The following is a 4991-nucleotide window of genomic DNA, read 5'->3' as shown; positions in this document are numbered from 1 at the left end:
GTCTCTGTCGTCAGCCGCTCGACCCCCTCCCTCAGGTTGAAGTAGGCCTGCGCGACGGCCGTGTTCGGCTTGTGGCTGCCCGGAGGGCTCACCCCCTCGTACTTGTAGTAGATTTCAGCCGGCGTCTTGAGCGCCCGCTCCAGCCTGTAAGCTCTCACGAGCGGTGTGGGCCTCCACAGCCTGTAGACGTCGAGCACCTCGTCGGGGATCGGTATGAACCGCTCCAAAGAGACCTCCTGCCTGACGATCTCCTTCGGGAAAATTGCCTCCAGCTCCTCGGGCTTTACGGGCGTTCCATCGGGCTTCAGGGGTGGTGGGAGCGGTTCGGGCAAGTCAGGAAGGATGTTGTACCACGCCTTAGGGAGCTCCTCCTCGCCGATCACCAATTTGTAGTTCGGCACGGCATGGGGGTCATTGAGGAACAAAAAAGGCTTTTCGTGTATAAAAATATGCATTGCTCAGAGAAGCTGGCGGGAAGCTAAGCTTTTGTACCTTCACGACGATTTTTGAGCGTGACCATTCGCGAAGAAATCCTCCAGTACTTCAAGAACAACGAGGCGCAGCTGAGGGTCGCAATGACTCTATTGATGCGCGGCTTGAGCGTGAAGCCAGCGCCGGGGCGGAAGGCGCCGCGCATCTACTTGGGCGACATCCCGGTACCGTACAGGAGCGTTGCGCGAGCTTGCGGCGTGGATTGGAGGACTGTACGGGAGACGGTTCGCAGGATCGTTGAGAACCCGAGGTTGTTGGAGTTCTTCGAGAAGCTGGAGAACGCCGGCCCCTTCTTCCGGGGCGTGACGAAGCTCCTCAACTACCGTTGCATCGTGATCGAGACAGTCCGCGACCAGCCGGGAATCCTGGCGTACGTGTCCAGCCTGCTAGCCGAGAAGAACATCAACATCCTGCAGGTCATCGCGGAGCACCCCTTGATCGTCGACAACCCCAGGCTCTTCGTCATCATACAGGACGAGGTGCCCAGCGATTTCGTCCCTCGAGTCCTTCAGCACCCTGCAATAAAGAGCGTGACCGTCTACTAGAAGCTATCTTTTCGCCCTCAGGTACTCGTCGATCGAGGCCGCAGCTCTACGGCCGCTCTCCATGGCTTTGGCGACGTTGCTGGCTCCGTGCGCCACGTCGCCGGCCGCGAAGAGGCCCTCGACGTTCGTCATGAACCTCTCATCGACGCGGACTCTGCCGTCCCGCTCCACGGTTACGCCCAGCTCCGCCAGCGAGGGGGGTGGGCTGGGCTGGATGCCGGCCGCAATGATCACCGTGTCGGCCTCGATTACCCTCTCGGAGCCGGGTATAGGCTTGATCGGGGCCGTCCTGTCGAACGTCGGTTCAACACTGACGATTTTCAAGCCCTCAACCCTGTTCGCTCCGACGACTTCGAGGGGGAGTGAGGAGTCAACGACGCTGATGATGCCCTTCTCCGCGAGCCGCGCGAGAGCCACGGCTGCCGGCGCCACCTTAAGGGGCCTCCGGTAAACCAGCACGGGTTTCAACCCGTAGACCCTGTGCAGGGTCTCGCAGACGTCAAGACCCGTCAAGCCGGCACCAACCACGATCGTACGTTCGCCCGGCCTAGGGGGTGGTGGGCCGTAGCCCAAGTTGTGAAGCATGTACATGTGCATCCAATCGAGCCCGTAGTAGACGCCCTGAAGCTCCTCGCCCCTTACGCCGAGCTTAACGTTCCTCCAAGCGCCCGTCGAGAGCAGGACAGCGTCGTAGTCCGCGAGCAGCCTTCTCAGCCTACCACTGTCAATCTCGCTCCTCTCGAAGACGACGCCCAGCCTCTCGAGCTCCTTGATCCCGGAGCGCACCATGTCCTTCCTGAACCTGAAGTCGGGTATCACGAAGAGCAGCATCCCCCCCGGCTCTGGAAGCCGGTCCATGACGTGAACCTCATGACCCCTGCACGCCAGCTCCCCCGCCGCGGCTAGGCCCGCGGGGCCCGCGCCCACGATAGCTACGCGCGCGCCGGTTGATTGGGGTCTAGACGAGCACCGGGTGAACTTCACGCGTGGATGGGGGGACAGCCTTTAAAAAGGTTTATGAATCAGCGCGTAGTTCCAGTCACCCTTATAATTAGGGCTACATGGAACACATGAAGTTATGAGCTTTGGGGATTTGCTCGCGGTTTACGCGCTGCGCATGTCAGAGGTCATCAGGCTCCTCGACGAGTTCCTGAACTGCGGCAGACCCCTCTTCCTCTACAACGCAGCCTACCTGCTGACGGAGCTGGGCAGCGAAATGCAAGCCCCCTTCGCGTTGTACGGTCAAGCGATCCTCGCGGCGCTCAGCATCGATGCGGGTATGAGGCTGAGGGAAAGGGCTATCGACATCGAGAAGCGGGGTCTACGGGACGCGGACCTGGAGTACGTTAGTGAGGTGAGGGACCTTCTCAAAAGGATGGTCCTATCGATCGAAAGCGGCGAGTACGAGAGGGATTACGAGGAGATGGTCAGAAGGCGTACCCAGTAGTTCGCAGCGCTGAATAATATTCTTCTAAGTGGCGGACGATTTTGAGCTCCTCAGCTGGAATCGGCGTTTGATGGGAGTTGAAGCTCGATCCTACGCGGTGCGTACGTTGAGGGGGCAAAGATATAAGCGCAGTTCAAGCTGCTTTAGGGGGATTGAGGAGTGGGAATACCCTACGCTCACGATCAGCTCGGTCTTAGAACGGGCCCCCCCAAGGTCACGATCTTACTGGTTGTCCTAAACGTGATCGCCTACCTTGCTACATCTCTCGACTACGGCCTCCTACAGATCGGCGACGAGTGGTTGTGGTGGGGAGCCTTCATACCCTCAAGCCTTGCGGACCCGAGGCAGTGGTACAGGCTCTTCACCTCGATGTTCCTGCACGCGAACCTCTTACACATATTCTTCAACATGATCTTCCTCTACAACTTTGGGAGGCTTGTCGAGACAGCGCTCGGGGGCAAGCGGTACCTAGTCCTCTACCTGCTCTCCGGGCTGGCGGCCGAAGCGTTCCACGCAGCCTTCATTCCGATCGAGGGGCCGCTGACGATCGTAACTCCGGCGATCGGCGCGTCCGGCGCGATCAGTGGCGTTCTAGGAGCGTACCTTCTGCTCTTCCCGGGGAGCAAGCTGTCCTTATGCTTCTTCTACCTCTACATACCCATATGCTTCACGGCCAGCGCGGCAGCCTACCTAATCTTCTGGTTCGTGACTCAAATCCTCCAGGGCTACGCGATGGCGAGCATCGGTGTCGCGGTCTTCGCGCACGCGGGCGGATTCGTAGCCGGGATGGCGCTCCTGCCGCTTCTACTGGATCGCGAGAGGCATAGGCTCCTACGAGCGCTTACGGCCAGCCAGAGGGCATTCAAGTACATCATGCTGGGCTCCGCGGGCCTTGGTAGGCTCTCCAAGATCATCCTCGTTGCCGCGCTAACTTCGCTCGCTGTCGGCAGCGTCTACTCCATGGCGTCCGCGAGGCAGATGGACGTACCGGTGAAAGTCCTCGAGGCGACCGTCACCTACAGGATCTACTGCGCCCCGCAAACGGTCTGCGACGAGGGCTCGAGTAGGGACATGGTGATGCTGCAGCTCGATGGTCAACCCCGCTTGGCCGCGCAGATATCGTCGGATCCCGTGAGAATCGTGTACAACAGGCTTGAAGCACTGGGCCTCTTGTACGACAGGGCGCTGGCGAGATCGACGAAGAGCTTCAGCATAAGCAGGACGGTGAGAGTCTCCGGAGTCCCCGTCGACGTCAGGCTGAGCATGGAAGCGTCCTACGACAGGCTCGGCGTGCTCGACTCCGCGCAGGGCAGCATGAGGGCGACTATTCTCAGCTGCCGCGCGGGCATCTGCGTCGCCTCGGGTGAGGGTGACTTCGACTTCACGCTATCCACGCTAATCAGCGCGGATAAAGCCGAACCGGTCTCGAGCATCATCATCCTGCTCTCGGCCGTCTCGCTGCTTTTGACCCTCGCAGCCATCGACGTTACGCTTAGAAAGGCCCACGACCTGGAGCTGCTCGCGTGAAGAGATATGCGGAGGAACGGCCTACCTCCACCATTCGTGCTGCACACCCTCGCCTCTTCCTTTGCACACGCCCTGTGGTACACGCTCTTCCCCATCTACCTCAGATCGCTGGGTCTCCCCCTAGCGGAGGTGGGGCTCGCGTCCAGCCTCCCGCTCACGCTATCGTTCGTTTTAGCGTTGCCCGCCGGCATCGTGGCAGACGCCCTCCCCGCCCGAAGGGCGCTGATCCTCGCCACAGGCGGTCAGGCGGCAATCGTCGCCCTCCTCCCCTCGCTCAAGTCGCCCGCTGTTACAGCCTCCCTCCTCTTCTCCTACACGTTCCTCTCCACGCTTAGGGGGCAGAGCTCCTTGCGCGTCGTGGCCTCCAGGGCTAACCGGAGCGATATGGGCACGTGGTACTCGCTGTACCTGCTGGCGTCGGGGGCTAGCGCCGCGGTTGGATCCTACCTGTCGGGCGTAATCACCGAGAGGGAGGGCTTCACTCCGCTCTACAGGCTGAGCGCGATAGCGTTCGCCCTCTCCGCCCTCCCGCTCACGCGCCTCGAGCAGATCCACGGGAGCCGCGCGAGAGAAAGGATCAAGCTCGAGCACTTGAAGAGCGCCGGCTTCTTCGAGCTAACCCTCTCCCTCTCAATACACGATTTCGCGGTCTTCTCCGTCATGCCCTACACAGCCCTGTTCCAAAGGGAGATCCTGGGCCTCTCCACCTACGAGATAGGCACGCTGGCCGCCCTCGGGACTGTGGTTTCGCAGGTGTTCCAGCCGGTCGCCGGCCTTGTGACGGACCGACTAGGCTCCAGGCTCGCACTAGCGCTCCACTACGTGGGCGTCTCGGCCGGCTACGCGCTAATGGCCGTCAGCCGGAGCTACGGCACGCTGGCGCTAGCCGTCGTCCTCCAGAACGTCTTCCTCCCCCTCGATATGCCGGCTCGCAGGAAGCTCCTCTCCTACATGGCGCCGCCGAGCTCTGTCGCGACAGC

General features: G+C 61.1%; 6 protein-coding genes. 4 read left to right on the top strand and 2 right to left on the bottom strand.

Going from position 1 to position 4991, the window contains the following annotated elements:
* On the bottom strand, positions 1-401 hold a 401-nt coding region (locus tag QXF46_09115), incomplete at its 3' end, for a TrpB-like pyridoxal-phosphate dependent enzyme (protein ID MEM0227019.1).
* A gap of 111 nt (positions 402-512) precedes the next feature.
* Between QXF46_09115 and QXF46_09110 the strand changes: the two genes are divergently transcribed.
* On the top strand, positions 513-1037 hold the full coding sequence (locus tag QXF46_09110) for a hypothetical protein (protein ID MEM0227018.1): 525 nt from the start codon (positions 513-515) through the stop codon (positions 1035-1037).
* 3 nt (positions 1038-1040) lie between these two features.
* On the opposite strand, the gene QXF46_09105 is transcribed toward QXF46_09110, so the two are convergent.
* Positions 1041-2021, bottom strand: a complete 981-nt coding sequence (locus QXF46_09105; GenBank protein ID MEM0227017.1) for an FAD-dependent oxidoreductase — start codon at positions 2019-2021, stop codon at positions 1041-1043.
* A gap of 94 nt (positions 2022-2115) precedes the next feature.
* Between QXF46_09105 and QXF46_09100 the strand changes: the two genes are divergently transcribed.
* The 3 genes from QXF46_09100 to QXF46_09090 form a co-directional block, all read left to right on the top strand.
* A complete protein-coding gene (locus QXF46_09100) occupies positions 2116-2484 on the top strand; it encodes a hypothetical protein (GenBank protein ID MEM0227016.1) in 369 nt (122 codons plus the stop codon).
* Positions 2485-2643: 159 nt separating this feature from the next.
* Complete coding sequence (locus QXF46_09095; GenBank protein MEM0227015.1) at positions 2644-4011, top strand: rhomboid family intramembrane serine protease; 1368 nt, start codon at positions 2644-2646, stop codon at positions 4009-4011.
* A gap of 6 nt (positions 4012-4017) precedes the next feature.
* The coding region (locus QXF46_09090; GenBank protein ID MEM0227014.1) for an MFS transporter at positions 4018-4991 on the top strand (974 nt) is incomplete at its 3' end.

The sequence above is a fragment of the Thermofilaceae archaeon genome, from assembly GCA_038731975.1.
Taxonomy (GTDB): Archaea; Thermoproteota; Thermoprotei; order Thermofilales; family Thermofilaceae; genus JANXEW01.
The sequence above is the reverse complement of the archived record's forward strand: the minus strand, read 5'-3'. Positions and strand labels throughout refer to the sequence as shown.